At 70.7% G+C, this 20,011-nt stretch carries 21 protein-coding genes; 9 read left to right on the forward strand and 12 right to left on the reverse strand.

Annotation, left to right across the window (positions count from 1 at the left end):
* From DY218_RS18135 to DY218_RS18150, 4 genes are all read right to left on the reverse strand, one after another.
* Positions 1-695, reverse strand: a 695-nt coding sequence (locus DY218_RS18135) for a TerD family protein (protein WP_147336150.1), incomplete at its 3' end; no start/stop codon positions are given.
* A gap of 131 nt (positions 696-826) precedes the next feature.
* A complete protein-coding gene (locus DY218_RS18140) occupies positions 827-1,405 on the reverse strand; it encodes a TerD family protein (RefSeq protein ID WP_128557108.1) in 579 nt (192 codons plus the stop codon).
* 164 nt (positions 1,406-1,569) lie between these two features.
* Positions 1,570-3,723, reverse strand: a complete 2,154-nt coding sequence (gene uvrB, locus DY218_RS18145) for an excinuclease ABC subunit UvrB (RefSeq protein WP_128557109.1) — start codon at positions 3,721-3,723, stop codon at positions 1,570-1,572.
* A gap of 39 nt (positions 3,724-3,762) precedes the next feature.
* Positions 3,763-4,599, reverse strand: coding sequence for an MHYT domain-containing protein (locus tag DY218_RS18150; protein ID WP_128557110.1), 837 nt, complete (start codon positions 4,597-4,599; stop codon positions 3,763-3,765).
* A gap of 259 nt (positions 4,600-4,858) precedes the next feature.
* Here DY218_RS18150 and DY218_RS18155 point away from each other — a divergent pair, with 259 nt between their 5' ends.
* The 4 genes from DY218_RS18155 (at position 4,859) to DY218_RS18170 (ending at position 8,334) form a co-directional block, all read left to right on the forward strand.
* Entirely contained in the window at positions 4,859-5,734 is an 876-nt protein-coding gene (locus DY218_RS18155; RefSeq protein ID WP_128557111.1) for a glycerophosphodiester phosphodiesterase, read from the forward strand.
* A 51-nt stretch (positions 5,735-5,785) separates the two neighbouring features.
* A complete protein-coding gene (locus tag DY218_RS18160) occupies positions 5,786-6,349 on the forward strand; it encodes a methylated-DNA--[protein]-cysteine S-methyltransferase (protein WP_233521681.1) in 564 nt (187 codons plus the stop codon).
* A 180-nt stretch (positions 6,350-6,529) separates the two neighbouring features.
* A complete protein-coding gene (locus tag DY218_RS18165; RefSeq protein ID WP_128557113.1) occupies positions 6,530-7,432 on the forward strand; it encodes a pseudouridine-5'-phosphate glycosidase in 903 nt (300 codons plus the stop codon).
* Entirely contained in the window at positions 7,429-8,334 is a 906-nt protein-coding gene (locus tag DY218_RS18170) for a carbohydrate kinase family protein (protein WP_128557114.1), read from the forward strand. The genes DY218_RS18165 and DY218_RS18170 overlap by 4 nt, the downstream gene beginning before the upstream one ends.
* A gap of 95 nt (positions 8,335-8,429) precedes the next feature.
* Here DY218_RS18170 and DY218_RS18175 read toward each other — a convergent pair whose 3' ends face one another.
* The 3 genes from DY218_RS18175 to DY218_RS18185 all read right to left on the reverse strand — a co-directional run bounded on the left by DY218_RS18175 (position 8,430) and on the right by DY218_RS18185 (position 10,985).
* Entirely contained in the window at positions 8,430-9,326 is an 897-nt protein-coding gene (locus DY218_RS18175; RefSeq protein ID WP_233521682.1) for a class I SAM-dependent methyltransferase, read from the reverse strand.
* A gap of 440 nt (positions 9,327-9,766) precedes the next feature.
* Positions 9,767-10,186: a CBS domain-containing protein gene (locus DY218_RS18180; RefSeq protein ID WP_128557115.1), complete on the reverse strand. Its 420-nt coding sequence runs from the start codon at positions 10,184-10,186 to the stop codon at positions 9,767-9,769.
* Positions 10,187-10,307: 121 nt separating this feature from the next.
* Positions 10,308-10,985, reverse strand: coding sequence for a nucleoside/nucleotide kinase family protein (locus DY218_RS18185; protein ID WP_199566775.1), 678 nt, complete (start codon positions 10,983-10,985; stop codon positions 10,308-10,310).
* A gap of 267 nt (positions 10,986-11,252) precedes the next feature.
* Here DY218_RS18185 and DY218_RS18190 point away from each other — a divergent pair, with 267 nt between their 5' ends.
* Both DY218_RS18190 and DY218_RS18195 read left to right on the forward strand, forming a co-directional pair.
* Complete coding sequence (locus DY218_RS18190; RefSeq protein ID WP_128557117.1) at positions 11,253-11,735, forward strand: anthrone oxygenase family protein; 483 nt, start codon at positions 11,253-11,255, stop codon at positions 11,733-11,735.
* 175 nt (positions 11,736-11,910) lie between these two features.
* The gene (locus DY218_RS18195; RefSeq protein WP_128557118.1) at positions 11,911-13,404 is read left to right on the forward strand and encodes a glutamate synthase subunit beta; all 1,494 of its coding nucleotides are present in this window, start codon (positions 11,911-11,913) and stop codon (positions 13,402-13,404) included.
* A 34-nt stretch (positions 13,405-13,438) separates the two neighbouring features.
* Here the strand turns inward: DY218_RS18195 and DY218_RS18200 are convergent, their stop codons facing one another.
* Positions 13,439-13,954 carry a carboxymuconolactone decarboxylase family protein gene (locus DY218_RS18200; RefSeq protein WP_128557119.1) on the reverse strand — a complete coding sequence of 172 codons (516 nt, stop codon included), beginning with the start codon at positions 13,952-13,954 and terminating at the stop codon, positions 13,439-13,441.
* 41 nt (positions 13,955-13,995) lie between these two features.
* Between DY218_RS18200 and pdxR the strand changes: the two genes are divergently transcribed.
* A complete protein-coding gene (pdxR, locus tag DY218_RS18205) occupies positions 13,996-15,441 on the forward strand; it encodes a MocR-like pyridoxine biosynthesis transcription factor PdxR (protein WP_128557120.1) in 1,446 nt (481 codons plus the stop codon).
* Between the two features lie 70 nt (positions 15,442-15,511).
* On the opposite strand, the gene DY218_RS18210 is transcribed toward pdxR, so the two are convergent.
* The gene (locus DY218_RS18210; protein ID WP_128557121.1) at positions 15,512-15,760 is read right to left on the reverse strand and encodes a DUF397 domain-containing protein; all 249 of its coding nucleotides are present in this window, start codon (positions 15,758-15,760) and stop codon (positions 15,512-15,514) included.
* Positions 15,761-16,621 carry a helix-turn-helix domain-containing protein gene (locus DY218_RS18215; protein WP_128557122.1) on the reverse strand — a complete coding sequence of 287 codons (861 nt, stop codon included), beginning with the start codon at positions 16,619-16,621 and terminating at the stop codon, positions 15,761-15,763.
* 172 nt (positions 16,622-16,793) lie between these two features.
* On the opposite strand from DY218_RS18215, the gene DY218_RS18220 reads away from it, so the two are divergent.
* Both DY218_RS18220 and DY218_RS18225 read left to right on the forward strand, forming a co-directional pair.
* Complete coding sequence (locus DY218_RS18220; RefSeq protein ID WP_325052005.1) at positions 16,794-17,264, forward strand: ATP-binding protein; 471 nt, start codon at positions 16,794-16,796, stop codon at positions 17,262-17,264.
* The gene (locus DY218_RS18225; RefSeq protein ID WP_128557123.1) at positions 17,255-17,680 is read left to right on the forward strand and encodes a hypothetical protein; all 426 of its coding nucleotides are present in this window, start codon (positions 17,255-17,257) and stop codon (positions 17,678-17,680) included. Before DY218_RS18220 ends, DY218_RS18225 begins: the two co-directional genes overlap by 10 nt.
* Before the next feature lie 349 nt (positions 17,681-18,029).
* Here DY218_RS18225 and DY218_RS18230 read toward each other — a convergent pair whose 3' ends face one another.
* Both DY218_RS18230 and DY218_RS18235 read right to left on the reverse strand, forming a co-directional pair.
* Positions 18,030-19,391: an amidohydrolase gene (locus DY218_RS18230; protein WP_128557124.1), complete on the reverse strand. Its 1,362-nt coding sequence runs from the start codon at positions 19,389-19,391 to the stop codon at positions 18,030-18,032.
* 74 nt (positions 19,392-19,465) lie between these two features.
* Positions 19,466-19,993 (reverse strand): DapH/DapD/GlmU-related protein, encoded by a 528-nt coding sequence (locus DY218_RS18235; RefSeq protein WP_128557163.1) that lies wholly within the window; start codon positions 19,991-19,993, stop codon positions 19,466-19,468.
* Positions 19,994-20,011: the final 18 nt, after the last annotated feature.

The following is a 20,011-nucleotide window of genomic DNA, read 5'->3' on the forward strand; positions in this document are numbered from 1 at the left end:
TGAGGGCCGGGCCCGGCGGGAGCGGGCCGGGCGGGGCCCGGCTGAGTGGCATCGGCCCCGGACCCGGGTCCCGTCGCGGGGGCCGTACGCCGGATCCTGTCGCCGTCCGCGGTGCGGGGCGGCGGCGCGGCCACCGAGCGGGCCATGCCACGGGCCACCGCGTCCAGGATCTGGGACGCCAACTCGTGGGCCTGCGGCAGTCCTTGGTCGGCGAGCATGTCGGCGAGGCCGCCCGCGTATCCCTGGCCGACCGCCCGTACCTTCCAGGCGTCCTGCCTGCGGTACAGCTCGAGCGCGACGACTGCGGATTCGGCGTCCAGATCCGTGACCGTGTAGCTGGCCACCTCGGTGCCGTCGAGTCCGGTGACGGCGATGAACGGGGCAGCCACGGCACCGAAGTTGACCGGCGCTCCGACGCCGGCGGGCAGGGCGAGGAGGACATTGACCCGGTCCGCCTCGGCCGGGAGCGCACCGAGGTCGACGGCGAGTCGATGGTCGGCCGCGGCCTGTTTGGAGACCTCGAGTCCCGGAAGCTGGGGCGAGCCGGGATGCGCGACCCATTCGACCCCGCGGACCTTGCCCGCACCGTCGCTGAGCGTCGCTCCCGCCACGACCGGCTTGCCGGCCGACACTCTGATTTCCAGACGGGTCTGGGGCAGCGGGTGGTTCTGTCCCCTGACCAGCTCGGCCGTCATCGCCTTCGTCCCCCTCGGTGCTGTCTTCCGGCTGTGCTGCGCCCCGCCGGCGCTGGGTTGCGCGGTCGCGCGGCTCCCGGCAGGCGGTCGCCTCCATGAGCCGCGCGACGTCGCAACCGGCCTGCGGTGCCTTACAGGTGCGGCAGGATGGCCGGCATCAGGTCCTGGAACGTGCGGCCGTTGGCCGGGTTCCCCAGGGCCGTCATCTGCCAGCCGCTGCCCTGGCGGTGCACCTTCGCCATGATCTGTGCGGTGTACTGGCCGCCGCCGTCGAGGGTGTAACGGGCCAGCTCCTGGCCGTTGGTCTCGTCGACGATGCGGCAGAACGCGTTCTGCACTTCCTGGAACGTCTGGCCGGTGAACGAGTTGACCGTGAAGACGATCTGGTCGATGTGCACCGGGACCCGCTGCAGGTCGACCAGGATGGACTCGTCGTCGCCGCCCTGACCGGCGCCGCCGACCAGATTGTCACCGGTGTGCCGGACCGAGCCGTCGTCGCTGACGAGGTGGCGGAAGAACACCACGTCCACGGGCTGCTTGTCCGCGAAGAGCACCGCCGAGGCGTCGAGGTCGATCTCCCGGGTGCGCGAACCGAACAGTCCGCGTCGGGGCGCGGCCTGCCAGCCGAGTCCCATGCGCACCGCGGTCAGGGTGCCCCCGTCGTTCTTCTGCAGGCTGATGGCCTGACCCTTGGTCATGTTGACCGTCACGCGCTGTCCCCTCTCGAACATTCCCCAACAACCGCCTGTGTGCGGTTGCCCAGCACCCTACGCAGTGACACTGACACTCCCGCACCCCGGTCGGTCATTTGTGTCGGTCTTGCAACACGGCGGCATGCTGCGACGCGGCCGCGTGTCCGGAGCCGGCCCGCCCGTCAGGCCAGCCCGCCCTCCTTCATCTGGCGCAGCTCCTTCTTCATCTCGGAGACCTCGTCCCGGAGCCGGGCGGCGATCTCGAACTGGAGGTCCCCGGCGGCCGCCTTCATCCGCTCGGTCATCTCCTCGATCTGCTCGGTCAGTTCGGCGACGGGGCGGTCCGTGGGGGTGCCGGCCCCGGCCTTCGGCTTGGAGCCGGACTTGGTGGCCGCCTTCGCCTTGGCGTCGCCGAGCGAGGGCACCGGGGCCTTCGCGCCCTTGCCGTCCTTGCCCTTGCGATACCCGGTGCCGAGCAGGGCCTCGGTGTCGACGTCCTCGCGGGCGATGGTGGCGACGATGTCGTTGATCTTCTTGCGGAGCGGCTGCGGGTCGATTCCGCGCTCCGTGTTGTAAGCGATCTGCTTCTGACGGCGGCGGTTCGTCTCGTCGATGGCCTTCTCCATCGCCGGCGTGATCTTGTCCGCGTACATATGGACCTGCCCCGACACGTTTCGTGCGGCTCGGCCGATCGTCTGGATCAGGGAGGTCCCGGAGCGCAGGAAGCCTTCCTTGTCCGCGTCGAGGATCGCCACCAGGGACACCTCGGGCAGGTCGAGGCCCTCCCGGAGGAGGTTGATGCCCACCAGGACGTCGAACTCGCCCGCCCGGAGCTCGCGCAGCAGCTCCACCCGGCGCAGGGTGTCGACGTCGCTGTGCAGGTAGCGGACCTGGATGCCCAGTTCGAGGAAGTAGTCCGTGAGGTCCTCGGCCATCTTCTTGGTCAGCGTGGTGACCAGGACGCGCTCGTCCTTCTCCGTGCGGCTCCGGATCTCGTGCACCAGGTCGTCGATCTGGCCCTCGGTGGACTTGACGACGACCTCCGGGTCGACGAGACCGGTCGGGCGGATGATCTGCTCGACGAACCCGTCCGAGCGGGACAGCTCGTAGTTGCCCGGGGTGGCCGAGAGATAGACGGTCTGGCCGATGCGCTTCTGGAACTCCTCCCACTTCAGCGGCCTGTTGTCCAAGGCCGACGGGAGCCGGAAGCCGTGATCCACGAGGGTGCGCTTGCGGGAGGCGTCGCCCTCGTACATGGCGCCGATCTGCGGGACGGTCACATGCGACTCGTCCAGGACGAGCAGGAAGTCGTCGGGGAAGTAGTCGAGGAGGGTGTGCGGCGGGGTGCCCGGCTCACGGTCGTCGAAGTGCATCGAGTAGTTCTCGACGCCGGAGCAGGATCCGATCTGCCGGAGCATCTCCAGGTCGTACGTGGTGCGCATGCGCAGGCGCTGTGCCTCGAGGAGCTTGTTCTGCTTCTCGAGCTCGGCGAGGCGCTCGTCGAGCTCCTTCTCGATGCCGTGGATCGCCTTCTCCATGCGCTCCGGGCCGGCGACGTAGTGCGTGGCAGGGAAGACGTAGAGCTCCTGGTCGTCGCTGATGACCTCGCCGGTCAGCGGGTGCAGGGTGGAGAGCGCCTCGATCTCGTCGCCGAACATCTCGATGCGCACGGCCAGTTCCTCGTAGACCGGGAAGATCTCGATGGTGTCGCCGCGGACGCGGAAGGTGCCGCGGGTGAACGCCGTGTCGTTGCGCGTGTACTGGATGTCGACGAAGCGGCGCAGGAGCTGGTCGCGGTCGAACTCCTCGCCGACCTTCAGCTGGACCATGCGGTCCACGTACTCCTGCGGGGTCCCGAGGCCGTAGATGCAGGAGACGGAGGCGACCACGACGACGTCCCTGCGGGTCAGCAGGGAGTTCGTCGCGGAGTGGCGAAGGCGCTCCACCTCCTCGTTGATCGAGGAGTCCTTCTCGATGTACGTATCGGACTGCGGGACGTACGCCTCGGGCTGGTAGTAGTCGTAGTACGAGACGAAGTATTCCACCGCGTTGTTCGGCAGGAGTTCGCGGAATTCGTTGGCCAGCTGGGCGGCCAGGGTCTTGTTCGGCGCCATGACCAGGGTGGGGCGCTGGAGTTTCTCGATCATCCAGGCCGTGGTGGCCGACTTGCCCGTGCCCGTGGCGCCGAGCAGGACGACGTCCTGCTCGCCCGCGCGCACGCGTCGGTCCAGCTCGGCGATGGCCGTGGGCTGGTCACCACTCGGGCTGTACGGGCTGACGACCTCGAAGGGCCGGCCGCTCTGGCGGAGCTGTTCGATCTTGGTTTCGGGCCGCATGCAACCACCGTACGACCCGGCACCGACAACGGGGCTCCGTCACCAGTCCCGGCGCCGCCCGGCCCCGCCCCGCGAGGCCTGCGGGGACGTCCGTGCCGGGTGAGCGGGGCGGCCGAGTTCGACCGGTGTGCGGTTCCAGTCCGGCCTGCCCATGACCATCCTCGGGTCGAACATGACCACCACGCCGGCCAGGAACAGGAAGACCAGCGGACCGATCATCAGGGGCGCCAGAAGGTCCGCCGACGAGTCACCTACGGCACCCGGGGCGGCGTCGTGCAGATGCACGCTCAGGGCGGCCATCCCCGTGTAGTGCATACCGCTCACGGCGAGCCCCATCACCAGACTGGCCGCCAGGCTCCAGGCGATGCCCCGCACCTGAACGGCCGCCCACAGGGCGGCCGTCGCGGCCACCACGGCGATGACCACCGAGAGGGCCACCGTCGGGGTGTCGTACTCCAGGGTCCCGCTCAGTCGCATTCCGGCCATTCCCAGGTAGTGCATGGACGCGACACCCAGGCCGGTGATGGTGCCCCCGGTGAACAGCGCCATCACGGTGGCCCCGCGGTATCCCACGATGAAGATCCCCACGCCCACCATCACGATCGCCACCGCCAGGCTGGCGAAGGTGATCGGCGCGTCGTAGGTGACCGGCGTCTCGGCGACGCTGAATCCCATCATCGCGATGAAGTGCATGGTCCATATGCCCGAGCCGATCGCGGCCGATCCCAGGGCCAGCCAGCCAGGACGCCAGGAGTTGCTCACGAGCAACGACCGGGCGGTGCAGCGCAGCCCGAGCGCGCCGCCCAGACAGGCCATCAGATAGGCAACGACAGGCGTGACGAGCCCATAGCTGAATCCGTCGATCGTGCCCTGCATGCGCGGTCGCCCTTCCACCCGTGTTCCCCGATGTGTCGCCGTTGCGCTCCACGGCTGCCCCGGTGGTCGTGGTCGGTTGAGCAGTAGGGCGCACGTCCAGGAACGCACGAGCGATTCTCGCCAAAGAATCGCACACGCAGCACGGGACGAAGCCCTCAGGGGCAACTCCGTTCAGCCCATGGCCATGTTGTGCCCGTTTGCCGTTGACCCGTGCCTGTAACTCTCGGTCAGGAAGCGATTACCGAACCGAGGAGTTCATGTGTACGCACGCGTCGCAGCCGCCGGCACCGTCACATTGGCCGGAGCGGCGGCCCTGCTGCTGCCCGCCACCACCGCCCACGCCGACAGCACGACCGACAAGCCCGTTGTCGTCGCCCACCGCGGAGCGTCCGCCTACGCACCGGAGAACACGCTCGCCGCCGTCGACAAGGCCGCCGAACTGGGCATCAGCTGGGTGGAGAACGACGTCCAGCGGACCAAGGACGGCGAACTCGTGGTCATGCACGACACGACCCTCGCGAGGACCACGAACGTCGAGGAGGTCTTCCCCGACCGCGCCCCCTGGAACGTCGCCGACTTCACCTCCGCCGAGATCGCCAAGCTGGACGCCGGCAGCTGGTTCGACGCCAAGTACGCGGGCGCGCGCGTGCCCACCCTCGAGCAGTACATGAACCGGGTGTCCCGTCACGACCAGAAGCTGGTCCTCGAACTGAAGGCGCCCGACCTGTACCCGGGCATCGAGAAGGAGACCCTGCGGGAGCTGCGCAGGTCGGGCTGGCTCGACCGGCAGCACGTCAAGCACAAGCTGGTCGTCCAGAGCTTCGACGCCGGAAGCGTGCGTACCGTGCACACCCTGCGCCCCGACATCAAAACCGGGTTCCTGGGTACGCCCGCGGTGGCCGAGCTCCCCGAGTACGCCGAGTTCGCCGACCAGATCAACTCCTCGCACACGACGATCTCCGCGGGCTACGTCGCGGCGATCCAGTCCCTCAAGGGCCCGCACGACAAGCCTCTGGAGATCTACACCTGGACGGTCGACGACATCCCGAACGCCGTGCGTGTGACCGCGTTCGGTGTCGACGGGATCATCTCGAACGCCCCTGACGTGGTGCGCGGAGCGGTCGGCACGGGCTGACGTCGGTCCGTACGAGATCGGTTGTCAGTGCCCGGCCGTACGGTGGTCGGCGTGAACACCAACCGAGCTGAGCAGGCGGCCGGACCGGTCGCGGAGTGGGCCGTCGTCGACACCGACATCGGCCCGCTCCTCCTGGCCGCGACGGACCGGGGGCTGGTCCTGGTCGCCTTCCATGCCGACGACGGCGTGCGGGACTCCGCGCTGCGCCGGCTCGTGTCGCGCCTCGGCGGCGAGGTCGCCGAGGCGCCCGAATCGCGGCGCCTCGCCGAGCCGATACGCCAGCTCGCGGCGTACTTCGCGGGCGAACTGCACACCTTCGAGCTCGACCTGGACTGGCGTCTGGCCTCGTCCTTCCACCGAGAGGTCCTGTCCGCACTGGCAGCCGACGTGCCGTACGGCTCGGTGGTGGGATACGGCGATCTCGCGGCGCGGGTGGGCCAGCCGGGCGCCGCGCAGGCCGTGGGCCTGGCGATGGGAGCCAATCCGCTGCCGGTCGTGGTGCCGTGCCATCGCGTCGTCGAGAGCGACGGCGGCATAGGCGGCTTCGGCGGCGGCCTCGAGACGAAGCGTCAACTCCTCGCGCTGGAGGGCGTACTGCCACAGCCGCTCTTCTGACGCCGGGTGTTCCGGCTCGGGCTGTTCCGACGCACGGGACGCCCGGTGGGACGTTCTGCCGATCAGCGTCCCGGCGGTCGGGGGTTTGACGGCGTTCCGGAGTCGCCAGGGATCAGACGTACGCCCCGGCGAGGCCCGCACGAAGGGCCACCGGGCCACGCGGTCGACGGGAGGCCTCAGGTGCTGGTGCTGTCCGAAGAGGTGCACGACGCGCTGGAGCGGGGGCTCCCCGTGGTGGCGCTCGAATCGACGATCATCGCGCACGGCCTGCCGCGACCGCGCAATCTCCAGGTCGGGGTGGAACTGGAGGCGTTGGTACGGCGGCAGGGTGCCGTCCCCGCCACCGTCGCGGTCATCGACGGTGCGGCCAGGATCGGCCTCGACAAGGGCCAGTTGGAGCGGATCGCGGGCGGCAAGGAGATCCGCAAGCTGGGGCACCGCGATCTGGCGCCGGCACTCGCCACGGGCGCGAGCGGCGCGACCACGGTGTCGGCGACCGCCTTCCTCGCCGCCCGGGCGGGCGTGCGGGTGTTCGCCACCGGCGGTCTCGGCGGCGTGCACCGCGAATGGACGTCGACGCAGGACGAGTCCGCCGATCTGGGACTGCTGGCCCGTACCCGGATCGCCGTCGTCTGCGCGGGCGTGAAGTCGATCCTGGACGTGCCGGCCACGCTGCAGCGCCTGGAGACGCTCGGAGTATGCGTCGCCGGCTACGGCACCGACCGGTTTCCCGGGTTCTACCTCACCGACTCCGGCCTGCCGGTGGACTGGACGCTGCACTCCCCCGCCGAGGCCGCCGCCGTGATCCGCGCCCAGGACGCGCTCGACGGGCCCGGTTCGGCGCTGATCGTGGCGAATCCGGTGCCCGAGTCCGAGCAGCTCGACCCCGTCCTCCACGCGCGTGTGCTCGACGATGCGCTGCACGCCTGCGCGGCCGACGGCATCACCGGGCAGGCCGTGACACCGTTCCTGCTCGACTACTTGATGCGCCACACCGGCGGTGCCTCGCTCGAGGCGAACCTGGCCGCGGTGCGGGGGAACGTGACGCTGGCAGCCCGGATCGCGATCGCGTGTGTCGCATGAGCGGGGCGCTGCTGGTGGTCGGCGACGTCGTGACGGATGTGGTGGCCCGCCACGACACCCCGCTGGCCCCGGGCACGGACACGGCCGCCGACATCGTGACGCTGCCCGGCGGAGCGGGGGCGAACGTCGCCTCGTGGGCCGCGCACCACGGCTGTCCGGACGTCCGTCTGCTGGCCAGGGTGGGCACGGACGCGGCCGCGGGGCACGCGCGCGTGCTGCGTGAATCGGGTGTGCGACCGCATTTCGTCGTGGACGCGGAAGCGCCGACCGGGACGGTGATCTGCCTGGTCGACGCGCACGCGGAGCGGACGTTCCTCTCCGACGGCGGCGCGGTCCTGCGGATCTCACCGTCCGACTGGTCACCCGAACTGCTCGACGGCGTCGGTCATCTGCACCTGTCGGGCTATCTGTTCTTCGCCGAGCCGAGCCGTTCGCTCGCGGTCACGGCGCTCGATGCGGCGCGCACCGCAGGGATTCCGGTGAGCGTGGACCCGGCGTCCGCCGGGTTCCTGCGGCAGACCGGTGTGGAGAGTTTCCTCGAGTCTGCCGCGGGGGCCGACGTACTGCTGCCGAGCGCGGACGAATCGGCGGTACTCACCGGGCTGCCCGAACCGGCGGACGCGGCCGCGAAGTTGAGCCGTCTCTTCCCGCTGGTGGTCGTCAAGCTCGGGGCGTCCGGGGCCCTGTTGGTACGGGCGGGCGGACCGGGCGGTGAGCGTGTCCCGGGCGTGACCGCGACGGCCCGCGACACGACGGGCGCCGGTGATGCGTTCACCGGCGCCTTCCTCGCCGCCCGGCTCGCGGGCCTCGGCGACGCCGAGGCCGCGGCGGCGGGCTGTCGTGCGGGGGCGGCGGCCGTGCAGGGGGTGGGGGCACGGCCCGGCGAGCGTCGCGACGCGTGACACCTGGCGGGAGCGCCGCGGTCCCCTCGGGTAGACGGCCCCTTCGGGTGAACGGTCCCCTCGGGGCAGCATCCCCCTCCGGGCAACGGCACGGATCAGCGTGCCGGTCTGCGTCCCCAGGCCGAGATCACGGGCGGTGCCGCGACATCGAGGGAGCCGGCCGCGAGCAGCTCCAGGTGCCGTTCGATCTCGGCGTCGCTCACGGATCCGCTGCCGACCAGACGGTCCCTCAACTCGCCCACGGTCGCCGCGTCCAGCGCCGCCGCTTCCGGTCCCGACAGCGTGACGTGGAGATCGGCGCCGACCTGGACGAGGCCGTACTCGCGGAGCCGGCGTGGCAGCGTACGGCCCTCGCTGCGGTGTCCGCCGCGGCCTGCGAGAACCGCGGTGCAGGCCTGGCCGATCCGGTTCGCCAATTGCTGCGCGGCGCCGTACTCGTCCGGGCAGCGCAGCGGCTGCAGCGCCGGATCCACCTCTTCCACGAGCAGTCGGCCACCGGGCCGCAGAGCCTTGATCATCGTGCGCAACGCCTGTTCCCGGTCCGGGACATGAGCGAGGGCAAGTCGTACGTGTACGAGGTCGAAGCCCTCGCCGGGCGGCGCGTCCCGGCCGATGTCGTGCCGGATCACCTCCAGTGGCGGGCGGACCGGGGAACGGGCCCACGACACGTCGAGATCGGTGGCGAGAATCCGGCCGGTGGGGCCGACCCGCTTGGCGAGACGGCCGACGAGCGAGTCGCCGCCCGCTTCGACCTCCCAGCACCGCCAGCCGGTCGTGAGGCCGAGACGGTCGATATGGCGCATCGACGTGGGGTCGAGCAGAGCTGCCAGTGCATCGCGCCGGGACGACGGGGTTGCGGAGGGCAGCGGCTGCGGTCGCGAGGACCGGGGCGCGGCGGCGTGCGAGGGGCCGGCGGGATCGGCGTCGGGGGGTACGGCGCCGGGTTGCTCGGGCTGTGGGTGTCCGAGCATGTGACTGTCGGTTCGGGTCATGCGGCGATCATTCCAGTTTGTCCGGATCGGATCGCATTCTGCGGGCCGTTCGGCCGCCCGATTCATCACCGCCGCGGCGCCGGGCACGGAGCGCGGCGCCGGATACGGAGCGCGGCGCCGGATACGGAGCGCGGCGCCGGGCGACGCGGCCTCCCGAACCGATTGCGTCGGAATGGGAACCTCGGCGACTCGGCCGGTGTATACCAGGCATGAACAGCTACTCACGCTTGATCGAATCTGCACCGTCCGTCCGATCCACCGCGACAGCCGGGTCCGCCGGGTCCGCCGGGTCCGCTGAATCCGCACTCGCGCCGGCCCGAGCGGGCGCGGCGACGGCCCCCGGCGACAGCCAGGGGCCGCTTCCGAGTCCCCGTGCGTCCGTGGGCAGTTGCGGACCGCCGGAGCGGTCGCTCGGAGCCCGGGCCCCGGTGCGCCGGCGCTCAGCTCCGGGCGTAGACGCTCTCGGCCCAGCCCGCGATCTGTTCGTCGGTGAGGTGGTGGGCGAGATCGGCCTCGCTGATCATCCCGACGAGCCGCTTGTTCTCGATCACAGGGAGACGGCGGATCTGGTGCCCCTTCATCTCCTCGAGCACATCACCCACGTCGGCGTCCGCGGCGATCCACCGGGGAGTCCCCTGTGCCATCTCGGCGGCGGTGATCTTGGCGGGGTCGTGGCCCTTGGCCACACAGCCCACCACTATGTCCCGGTCGGTGAGGATGCCGCAGAGACGCTCGTTCTCGTCGCTGATCGGCAGGGCGCCCACATTGAGGCGACTCATGAGCTGGGCCGCCCTGTCCAGCGTCTCGTGGCCGGGGATCCACTGGGCGCCGCGGTGCATGATGTCTCCGGCGGTGGTCATCTGGTACCTCCTGCGGTCCGGACAGCCGGTGCGACACGGGAGGCGCCGCGGGTACCGGCGGACTCATTCTCGTCCCGCCCCGTCCGGTGCGCACCCGCTCACCGAGAGGCGTCACGGACGGTCACCGCGTCCCCTCGGGGTCGGCGTCCGAGCCGGAGCGGGCCCACCAGGCCGGGCGCTTCGGATCATCCGCCCTGACCACGACGTCGGCGGTCTCGGCGGGCGCCGCCTCGGCCTCGTAGCGGGCGAAGGCCGGCAGGGTCCAGCGCTCGGCCTGAGGGGTGCGCCTGCGCAGCGCTCCCGGGGACAGGGCGAGATGCACGACGCAGTCGAAGGGGAACCAGTGCCCGAGGAGGAGGGGGCCATGGACGACGAGCACGCCACCGGGCGGGAGTTCGGCATACGCGCTGCGGGTGGCCCGGTCCCGCTCCGGGTCCCAGAGATCGGGCAGCACGCGCCCGCTCCCGCCGGACTCGAGCGGCCCGAAGACCTCGCGCCACAGCGCACCGGTGTCGAACCACCCGTCGTAATAGGAGTCGGCGTCTTCGTGGCCGTACTCGAAGCGCAGGGATGCCGGGCGTAGAAACCCGTGGGTGTCGATCGAGAGCGTGGGGCTGCCGCGTTCCCGCAGTGCGTCGGCCAGTCTCGCGGCGAACCGGTCCGGCTGCGCGGCCGGCGCCCCGTCCACCGCGATCCTCAGCCACAGGTCGCCCGGTGCGGACCGGTGCGCAGACAAGCGGTCCGCGACAGCTTCGGTGAGCCGCTCCCAGGTGATCGGTCGGAGGTGCACGGCCCCCATCATGCATGGGCGCTCGGCCGGCCGGAGGGCCGGGCGTGCCACCCCGCATGCGGACGGCGACGGTGGACGACGACGTATGCCGCCGCGCGCCTCGGCCATGGTCCGCGAGGGCCGGAGGCAATTCACTTGTAGTGGTGCACCGCGCACTGCAGGATCTTCGGCGTCCGCGCCGCAGGAGCTCTCCTCAGCCCGTTTTCAGCTCTCCCTCCCGGAACACGCGCCTTCCTCCACCAGTCTTCAACCAGTCTTCGCAGAACGGAAATTGTCATGATCGACGGTCCGTACTTCATCCTCACTCTGCTGACCGCTCTGGGATGCGGTCTGATGGCCGGCGTCTTCTTCGCCTTCTCCACCTCGGTGATGCGGGCACTGGGCGCGCTGCCCGCCGCGCAGGGCATAGCCGCCATGCAGAAGATCAACGTGGTGATCGTGAACGCCAGGTTCCTCGCCGTCTTCGTGGGCACCACGGTGCTGTCCGTCGTGGTGGCCGTCGTGACGCTCGTGGAGTCACCCGACCCCGGGCGGATCGAGCTGTGGCTCGGCTGCCTGCTGTATCTGGTGGGCTCGTTCGGCGTGACGGGAGCGGCGAACATACCTCGCAACAAGGCTCTGGACGAGCTCGATCCCGAGGCCCCCGCGAGCGCCGAGCACTGGGCGCGGTTCCTGCGCGAGTGGACGGTGTGGAATCACGTGCGGGGCGGTGCGGCACTGGCGGCCTGCGTCTGCCTGGTCCTCGGCCTGGCCGCCTGAACTGCCCCGCAGGACACAGCGGGCACTGCAGTCACCGGATCGATGCACGACAGCAGCGAGATCCGATATCTGCCCAGGTCATCGGGTCGCCGGGGCCATGGGCGCGTCGTATCGTGACGAGGAAGGAGCATCATCCGGGGGGCCGGCAGGGAGCGAACCGTCGCAAGGAGACGGCATGGGCGATCCCAAGGGCTTTCTCACCACCACACGACAGGAGTGGCCGCGCCGGCCCGTGGCCGAGCGGGTCGGGGACTGGGACGAGGTGTACGTGCCCGGTGCGCTCCTGCCCATCGTCGGGCCGCAGGCCGACAGGTGCATGGACTGCGGCATCCCCTTCTGCCACGACGCCTGCCCGTTGGGGAATCTGATCCCCGAGTGGAACGACCTGGTGGCGCGCGACGACTGGCGGGCGGCGGCCGACCGGCTGCATGCGACGAACAACTTCCCCGAGTTCACCGGCCGTCTGTGCCCGGCCCCGTGCGAGTCGGGATGTGTACTGGCGATCAACCAGCCCGCCGTGACGATCAAGAATGTGGAGGTGGCCATCGCCGATCAGGCCTGGGAGCGCGGCTTCGCAGGTCCACGACCGCCGGAGCGGCTCTCCGGCCGGAGGGTGGCAGTCGTGGGCTCCGGGCCTGCCGGGCTCGCCGCCGCACAGCAGTTGACCCGCACCGGGCACACGGTCGTCGTGTACGAACGGGAGGACCGCATCGGCGGGCTGCTGCGGTACGGCATCCCCGAGTTCAAGATGACGAAGGACCAGCTGGATCGGCGGCTCGGGCAAATGCGGGCGGAGGGCACGAAGTTCCGGCCGGGCGTCACCGTGGGAATCGATGTGACGCGGGCCGAACTGGAGGCGCGGTACGACGCCGTGGTCCTGGCGGTCGGCGCGACCAGCTGGCGGGAACTGGACGTACCGGGCCGTGAGTTGAGCGGGATCGTCCAGGCCATGGAGTATCTGCCGGCGGCGAACAGGGCGTGTGACGGCGATCGGGCGCCGTCCCCGCTCTCCGCGGCGGGACGCCATGTGGTCATCGTCGGCGGCGGGGACACCGGGGCGGACTGTCTGGGCACGGCCGTACGCGAGGGTGCGGCCTCCGTCACCCAGCTCGACATCCATCCGCTGCCGGAGTCGGAGCGGGACGAGGTCGCCGAACCATGGCCGGTGCATCCCAAGATCTATCGGATGTCGGCAGCACACGAGGAGGCAGGTGAACTGGGATCGGCGCCGGTGGCGCATGCGGACGCTCGGCTGTTCTCCGCATCCACCCTGCGCTTCACGGGGGACGCACAAGGACGGGTGCGTGCCTTGCACCTGGTCGAGGTGGAGCCGCAGGATCGGCGGCGTCCACGGACCGGCACGGAGCAGGTGCTGAGGGCGGATCTGGTGCTCCTCGCCCTCGGGTTCACCGGCCCGGATCCGTCGGGCGGCCTGATCGGGCACCCGGGCCCGGCAGTCGACCGGCGCGGTCTGGTCGTGCGGGACGCGGACTTCGCGACGACCGTGCCCGGGGTGTTCGCGGCGGGTGATGCGGCGCGCGGCCAGTCGTTGATCGTCTGGGCGATCGCGGAGGGCCGGTCCGTCGCGGCGGCGGTCGACCGATACCTGACGGGACGCACCGGTCTGCCGGCACCGATCGCCCCCGACGACCGTCCGGCGACCGTCTGACGACGGTTGCCGGACGGGGCCTTGCGGACACGACTCAGGAGTTGCGCTCGTCCGTCCCCGCGGTCTTCGCGCCGGTGATGGCGATCCGGTTCCAGGTGTTGATGGCGAGGACAAGGGTCAGGAGATGGCCCAGTTCGGCCTCGTCGAAGTGGGCGGCGGCTCGGGCGTAGACGCCGTCGGGGACGCCACCCCGGTCGATCAGGGTGACCGACTCGGTGAGGTCGAGTGCGGCCTGTTCCCGGTCGGTGAAGAAGTGGCGGGCCTCGCGCCATACGGCGACCATGTGCAGCCGCTCCTCGCTCTCCCCCGCCTTGCGGGCGTCGGTGGTGTGCATGTGGAGGCAGTAGGCGCAGTGGTTCAGCTGGGAGGACCGGATCTGGACGAGTTCGACCAGGGAGGGTTCGAGCCCTTCACGGGCCGCCGCGTCGAAGGAGATCAGCGCCTTGAAGGCCTTGGGCGCGACCTTGGCGAAGTTGACCCTGGGCTCGGACGTGCTGGTGCTGGTGCTGCTCTGCGGGTTGATCGGCGTTCCGTCGTTCGTCATGACCATGAATCTACGAGCGAGAAAGACCGTTGGTAGGGTGCAATTCGATGCATGATCCTGAGGTCAATTCGCGAGCCGAGCCGTCCGAGGCGACGCTCGCAGGTTCCGATCTCCATCTGGACCTGTCCCCGACGGGAAGCCGCCGGACCGCCCTGATCACGGCGTTGCGGGAGTCGGTGCGCTCCGGCAGGCTGGCACCGGGCACGCGGCTGCCCGCATACCGCGCCCTGGCCGCCGACCTGGGCATCGCACGCAACACGGTCGCCGAGGCCTACGCCGAGCTGGTGGCGGAGGGCTGGCTCACCGCCCGTCAGGGTTCCGGCACCCGGGTCGCGGCGCGCACGGCGCCGCTGAAACCGGTGCGCGTACCGAAGAAGACTCCCGGACCCGCTGCGGGACCCCGGCACGATCTGCGCCAGGGCGCTCCGGACATGACCGCGTTCCCGCGCAGTGCGTGGGCGGCGTCCGTACGGCGGGCGTTGCACGCGGCACCGCACCAGGCGTTCGGTCCGGGCTCGCCGCAGGGTCGCATCGAGTTGCGGGCAGCGCTGGCCGAGTATCTGGCGCGAGTCCGCGGCGTGCGGACTCGCCCCGAGTGCATCGTGATCTGTGCCGGGTTCGCGCACGCGCTGCGGCTGCTGTTCGCGGGGAGCGCCGGGGCCGGCGGCGGCGTCCTGCGGGGGCCGCTGGCCGTGGAGGCGTACGGGCTCGGATTCCACCGCGGTCTGCTGGCGGACGCATCGCTGGTCACCACTCCCCTCTCGTTGGACGAACAGGGCGCGCGGGTGGAGGAGTTGGACCGCCAGCGTGCGGTGCTGCTCACGCCGGCCCATCAGTTCCCGACGGGCGGCCCGCTGGTGGCCGGTCGCCGCGCCGCGGTGGTGGACTGGGCACGCGGGCGGGACGGCCTGCTGATCGAGGACGACTACGACGGCGAGTTCCGGTACGACCGCCGGCCGGTGGGCGCCGTGCAGGGCCTCGACCCACAGCGGGTGGTGTACGTCGGTTCGGTGAGCAAGAGCCTTTCCCCCGCGCTGCGGCTGGGCTGGATGGTGCTTCCGGAACATCTGGTCGAGCCCGTGCTGCGGGCGAAGGGCGAGCGGGAGGCCTGGACGGGAGTGACCGACCAGCTGGCCCTGGCGGACTTCATCGAGTGCGGGGCGTACGACCGCCATCTGCGGCGGATGCGACAGCGGTACCGCCGGAGACGGGATCTGCTGGTCGAGGCGCTGGCCGCGGCCGCGCCGGGACTCACGGTCTCAGGAATCGCGGCCGGGCTGCACGCGGTGGTCGAACTCCCGCCGGGGACCGAGCAGTCGGTGCTGAAGGGAGCCGTCTGGCAAGGGGTGGCCGTGGACGGCCTGTCGGAGTTCCGTCACCCGGACAGTTCGATGCCGCTCACGGACGGGGTTGTGGTCGGTTACGCGGCCCCTTCGGACCGCGCCTATCCGGCGGCTCTCGAGGCCCTGGTCCGCGCTCTGCCGCCCCCCTGACGGGGACGTGCGACGCGGGGACAGGGGACGTATGGACGAAGGGCGCGGGGGCCGGGACGGGGACGGCCGGTCACGAGAGCAGAAAGTCGGCCTGACCGCACTTCGCGCCGCGGATGAACGCGTCGATCTCGCCGCTGCTGTAGATGAGCGCGGGGCCGTCGGGGTCGGCGGACTGCCGTACCGCGACCCGGCCGTCGGCAAGGCGCATGGCTTCCACGCAGTTCCCGCCGTTGCCGCCGCTCCAGGGCTTGTGCCAGCCCTCGGAGCCGAGTTCGCGTGCGGGCATGCCGTTGTAGATCCGGTCGGATATATGGTCCATTTACAGCTCCTTGCGGAGATCCCGGAGGATCTCCTTCGTGCGGTGTGCCGTAGCCGACTGCGCCGCCATGCGGTCCATGACCTCGAGATAGGTCACGACCTCGGCGCGGCGGTCGAGATAGACCGCACCGGTCAGATACTCCGTGTAGACCATGTCCTGCAGTTCGGGTACGGCGAACCGGAACAGGACGAAGGGGCCATAGGTGCCGGGATGGTGTCCGGCATCGAATTCGGCGATCTGGAGGGTCACGTTCGGCAGTTCGGCGGCCTCGAGGAGGCGGTCCACCTGGCCGCGCATGACGCCGGGTTCTCCGACGGCTCGGCGCAGCACGGTTTCATCCATGACGACCCACAGCCGCGGCGCTTCCTCGGCGGTGAGGAGCTCCTGGCGCTGCATCCGCAGGTCGACGTGGCGCTCGATCTCCGTGGGGCTGGTCTGCCCGACCGCGCCGGACCGCAGTACCGCGCGCGCGTAGTCCTCGGTCTGGAGCAGTCCGGGGACGAAGTGGGGCTCGTAGGACCTGATCAGGGAGGCTGCACCCTCGAGGCTGACGTACATGCTGAACCAGCCCGGCAGGATGTCGTGGTAGCGCTGCCACCAGCCGGGTTGATTCGCCTCCTCGGCGAGGGTGATGAACGATTCGGCCTCGTCGGCGGACGTTCCGTAGGCCTGCAGAAGCAGCTGGAGGTACGGGATCTTCATGGTGACCTCGGCGGTCTCCATGCGGCGCACCGTGGCCGGCGCGACCCGCAGGATCTTCGCGGCCTCCTCGCGCTTGAGCCCCGCACTCTCCCGGAGTTCCTGCAGGCGTTTGCCCAGGACGACCTGGCCCACGGTGGGAGCGGACCGCGGCTCGCTCACTACTGCCTCCTGTTGGCCGCCGTCGGGCCTGTCGTCGCTGTCGCGGTGCAGTCTGCCACGCGGATCGCTCGAGCACACTGCACTCTGCACTTTTCATTGTGGCCCTTGCCAAGTGTCCGCGGCGGGGCGATAGTGGCATGCGTGAAATCGTCCGCCCCGTTAGGAACCGGCCGTGGCACTTGGTAACGCCAACACTGTGCACCACCACGCCGGGACCGTTGTCGGCGACCGCCGCTGTCGCTTCGAGCTGGCGGCCCGAGCCGACTCCGTGGCCAGGGCCAGGCGGCTCGCGCGCCACCACCTGTCGAGCTGGTCGATAGGCGACGACACCTGCGAGACAGCCGCCCTGGTCATATCCGAGCTGGTCACGAACGCGGTGGTGCACACGGTCAGCGAGCAGATCGTCTGCGAGCTCCGCGACGACTCCGACGCCCGGACCCTGCGCATAGTGGTGCGCGACGAGGGCTGCGCGGACGGCACACCGAGTCCCCATCCGTCCCGCGCGGGCGATGACGACCACGGGCGCGGACTGCTCCTCGTCTCCGCGGTCAGCAAGGCCTGGGGCGCCCAGGAGGCGGACGGCGGGCTCGGCCTGGTCGTCTGGGCGGAACTCGCCAGGGAGGGAGGGCCCGGATGCGTCTGATGACCGTCGACTCCCTGACCGCACTGCAGCGGCGCATCGGGGATGTGTCCCTGCCGCTGCCGGACGGTATGCGCACACCGCTGGGCTGCGACGCCGTGGGGATGCCGGAGGCATTCGGGCGCCAGGTGATGGCCCGCCTCCCCCAGGTCGGCTGCGTGTACGCGGACGGCCCCGTGTGGTGGCTGATCGTGCCGTCCGGATCCGAGTTCTGCATGGACTGGCCCACCCCCGTGCGGTATGCGACGGGCGCCGTGGTGCCCGGCGGCCGGGGCGGTCCGCGGCTGATCCACCGGCCCGGCGGTACGGCTCCGTACACGCCCCCGATCCCGCTGTACCTCACGCTGTGCCGGATCACCGGGACCGTGCCCGCATGGATGCGGCGTACTCCGCACCCGCGGCGGTCCGCCGAGCGCTGACGTCCCGGCGCACGATCGCGCGACGACCGTCCGGCACCGTCTGCACGGGCTGCCAGGGGTTGGTCTCGTAGGCCCCGCACGAGCAGGTCCGGCACCTCGGCGTCGACGGTCAACGCCGCCTCGTCGATGCCCGCGACCGGGACGGCCGGCGAGGTGATGCCCTCGGCCTCCAGCCCTCGCCCCAGCAGCGGCATGGTGATTCCCGGCAGTACGGCGGCCTCGGGCCGGATGACTCGCTCGCCGTCGAGGAAGCCGATGTTCCGTCCGCAACCGCACCGGTGACGTCTGCGACGCGCTCGGCGGGCACCGCACCCGACCATGCGGTTGCTTCCCTCTCGACCGGCCGCGATCAGCCCTCGTACGTCTGGATGCGTTCGCCCGGTTCGTACGCGACGAGGTCGGGGAGGCGACGGGTCAGTGCCTCGGTGATGCGGGGCAGGTCCAGGGTGCGCAGGACGCGGTCGTGCATGAGGATCCGGCCGTCGACGATCGTCGTCGTCACGTCGCTGGAGCGGGCGCTGTGCACCAGGGTGCTCGCCAGGTCGTGCACGGGCAGGGTGTGCGGTCCCGTGAGGTCGACCAGGATGATGTCCGCCCGTCTGCCGGGGGCGAGTTCACCGATCGCGTCGCCGAGGCCGACGGCCCGCGCGCTCTGCACGGTGGCGTGGTGCAGTGCCTGGCGGGCGGTGAGCCAGGTGGGGTCGCGGCGCACCGACTTCTGGACGAGCGCGGTGAGCGTCATGGACTCCCATACGTCGAGGGTGTTGTTGGAGGCCGCTCCGTCGGTGGCGAGCCCCACGGGGATGCCGAGTTCGGCGAGCTGGGCGACGGGAGTGGTGTCCCAGCCGAACTTGAGATAGCCGCGGGGTGCGGTGGCCACGGCGACCCGTCCACCGGCGGCGGCGAGCACCGGGAGGTCCCGCTCGACGATTCCGGTTCCGTGCGCGATGAGCACGTCGACGTCGAGCAGGCCGGTGTCGCGCAGCACCTCGATGGGCGTACGGCCGTGCCGGGCCAGGCTCGCCTCGGTCTGGTCGCGGTTCTCGGCGGCGTGCAGATGGACGCGCAGGCCGTGCCGGGCGGCGAGTTCGGCGATCCGGGCCAGATCGGCGTCGTCGACGGTGTACGGGGCGTGCGGGGCGAGGCTGGTGGAGATGCGTCCGCCGGCGGTGCCGCGAGCGGCCAGGGCGAAGTCGAGCGACCGCGCGGCGGCCTCGGGTCCCTGGGACGAGAAGTGGGCCCAGCCCAGATCGGCCCGCAGTCCGCACTCCGAGACGACCTCGGCGACCTTGTCCATGGCGAAGTAGTGGTCGGCGAAGCAGGTGACGCCGGCCCGGATCATCTCGGCGCAGGCGAGCCGCGTGCCCCAGGCCACGTCCTCGTCGGTGAGCCGGGACTCCACGGGCCAGATGCGTTCGTTGAACCACTGCTCGATCGGCAGGTCCTCGGCGATGCCCCGCAGCGCCGCCATGCCCGCGTGCGTATGGCAGTTGATCAGCCCGGGCATGGCGATCCGCCCCTGGGCGTCGATGCGTTCGCCCGCGGGGACCGCCGCGGCGTGCGCCGAGCCGGTGACCTCGGCGATGGCTCCGTCGCGGACGACGATGCCGGCGTCCTCGACGAAGCCGGGTTGGCCGTCCTGATCTGGCACGAGTGCCGTGCAGTCGGTGATGACGAGATCGGCCGGTCCGTCGTACGCGCGGGACGTCATCCCGCAACGGTACGGGGCGGGGTGGCCGGGTCACGGCGGATACGGCGGATACGGCGGACAGGCGGATACGGCGATCAGTCGATCTTCTTGATCACTCGGGCGGGCACTCCCCCGACCACGGAGCGGGCAGGGACATCACGAGTGACTACCGCACCGGCAGCGACCACCGCACCGGCACCGACGGTCACCCCCTGCATGATCAGGGCAGCCGTCCCGATCCAGACATCGTCCTCGATGACGATCGGCGCGAAAGAGAGGTACTCGCGGCGCTCGGCCAAGGGCAGTGGATGACCTCCGGTGATGAGGCCGACCTTCGGGGCGATCATGACGTCGTTCCCGATCCGGATGCCTCCCTTGTCCATGAAGGTGCATCCCTGGTTGACGAAGACGTTCTCCCCGAACGTCGTGTTCAGGCCGTACTCGGTGAAGAACGGCGGGTAGATCGTCACCGACTCCGGCAGCGGGCCGCCGAACACAACTGAAAGTAGTTCCTTGCGGCGTTCGCTGTCGCTGAAGGGCAGCACGTTCAGCCGAGACGTCGCATCCGTCACCGCCACGATCCGCTGCGCATGACGCGCGAACTCAGCTGTCCGGACATGCATGACCTGCTCTGTGCGGGT

This window comes from Streptomyces triticagri (genome assembly GCF_003429565.1).
GTDB lineage: Bacteria > Actinomycetota > Actinomycetes > Streptomycetales > Streptomycetaceae > Streptomyces > Streptomyces triticagri.

Bases quoted from the DNA above. Each gene is read 5' to 3' on its own strand.
- uvrB (WP_128557109.1), bottom strand. From the start codon at position 3,723: ATGCGGCCCGAAACCAAGATCGAACAGCTCCGCCAGAGCGGCCGGCCC.
- DY218_RS18150 (WP_128557110.1), bottom strand. From the start codon at position 4,599: ATGCAGGGCACGATCGACGGATTCAGCTATGGGCTCGTCACGCCTGTC.
- DY218_RS18170 (WP_128557114.1), top strand. From the start codon at position 7,429: ATGAGCGGGGCGCTGCTGGTGGTCGGCGACGTCGTGACGGATGTGGTG.
- DY218_RS18175 (WP_233521682.1), bottom strand. From the start codon at position 9,326: ATGACCCGAACCGACAGTCACATGCTCGGACACCCACAGCCCGAGCAA.
- DY218_RS18180 (WP_128557115.1), bottom strand. From the start codon at position 10,186: ATGACCACCGCCGGAGACATCATGCACCGCGGCGCCCAGTGGATCCCC.
- DY218_RS18185 (WP_199566775.1), bottom strand. From the start codon at position 10,985: ATGGGGGCCGTGCACCTCCGACCGATCACCTGGGAGCGGCTCACCGAA.
- DY218_RS18190 (WP_128557117.1), top strand. From the start codon at position 11,253: ATGATCGACGGTCCGTACTTCATCCTCACTCTGCTGACCGCTCTGGGA.
- DY218_RS18195 (WP_128557118.1), top strand. From the start codon at position 11,911: ATGGGCGATCCCAAGGGCTTTCTCACCACCACACGACAGGAGTGGCCG.
- DY218_RS18200 (WP_128557119.1), bottom strand. From the start codon at position 13,954: ATGGTCATGACGAACGACGGAACGCCGATCAACCCGCAGAGCAGCACC.
- pdxR (WP_128557120.1), top strand. From the start codon at position 13,996: ATGCATGATCCTGAGGTCAATTCGCGAGCCGAGCCGTCCGAGGCGACG.
- DY218_RS18210 (WP_128557121.1), bottom strand. From the start codon at position 15,760: ATGGACCATATATCCGACCGGATCTACAACGGCATGCCCGCACGCGAA.
- DY218_RS18225 (WP_128557123.1), top strand. From the start codon at position 17,255: ATGCGTCTGATGACCGTCGACTCCCTGACCGCACTGCAGCGGCGCATC.
- DY218_RS18230 (WP_128557124.1), bottom strand. From the start codon at position 19,391: ATGACGTCCCGCGCGTACGACGGACCGGCCGATCTCGTCATCACCGAC.
- DY218_RS18235 (WP_128557163.1), bottom strand. From the start codon at position 19,993: ATGCATGTCCGGACAGCTGAGTTCGCGCGTCATGCGCAGCGGATCGTG.